The 791-nt window shown below is 45.9% G+C and carries 1 protein-coding gene; it reads left to right on the top strand.

Annotated features, from left to right (window positions below):
* Positions 1 to 505, top strand: a 505-nt coding sequence (locus HMPREF2756_RS11445) for a hypothetical protein (protein ID WP_246825837.1), incomplete at its 5' end; no start/stop codon positions are given.
* Between the last annotated feature and the right edge of the window lie 286 nt (positions 506 to 791).

The raw sequence follows: 791 nt of genomic DNA, 5'->3' as shown, positions 1-791 counted from the left end.
GAATGATATGCGTCAGGGTCTTTTTGTATTCTATGAGAACTGTGAAGATCTCTTTATCGTACGGGAAGAGTGTTCGCCTTTTTATGCCCCGGAGTATGCGCTTCAATTAGCTGAACGTATGAGCTACTACTATTCTGATCTTCGTGGGTATATCTATGAGGAATATCCTGTGGTGGTGGGGTATGGTGTTGGTCTTCCCACCTCATATATTCCGCAGCTTGAGGAACTGATGGGTGCGGAAAATGTGATGATTGCCGGTGAGGGCGTGCGGTATCCCTGGTCCGATTTCGAGGAAGAACAGCGAAGGAATTTCCCGAACGGCGCCCCGGATCCTCTCTACGATAAGACAGGTCAGCTCTTTGGTGGGGTTATAAACCATGATCCGCAGGCTACGGGTATCTATGTTGCTGATCCTCGGTATTATCCTGAGTCACCATTTTATGACCCTGCTCTTGCCTCGAAGGTGCACCTGGTGCATAGTGAAGATGTTGATGATACAGAATAGTATATAAGCACGTTCGTATATATTGAGGGTTATTCATGATTGGGGTACTGCCACTTCATGGGTGACCCTTAAATTTTTTTATTTCCGCATCATGATGAGCGTTTATTTTGATTAAGGAGTAGAAATATTATGGGTTTCTATACTGATGAGTGGGATGACGTCTTTTTCCCGGTTGTTTATGTGCGGGAGGATGGTGTTTTAGAGCGGCAGTTGGAGTTGTTGCGGCAGGCTGGGTGGAAGATTATTGAGCTTTCCTGTGAAAAGTTATTGGAGTCTTCGGGGTCTG

It is taken from the genome of Rothia sp. HMSC067H10, assembly GCF_001810635.1.
Lineage (GTDB): Bacteria > Actinomycetota > Actinomycetes > Actinomycetales > Micrococcaceae > Rothia > Rothia dentocariosa.
The sequence above is the reverse complement of the archived record's forward strand: the minus strand, read 5'-3'. Positions and strand labels throughout refer to the sequence as shown.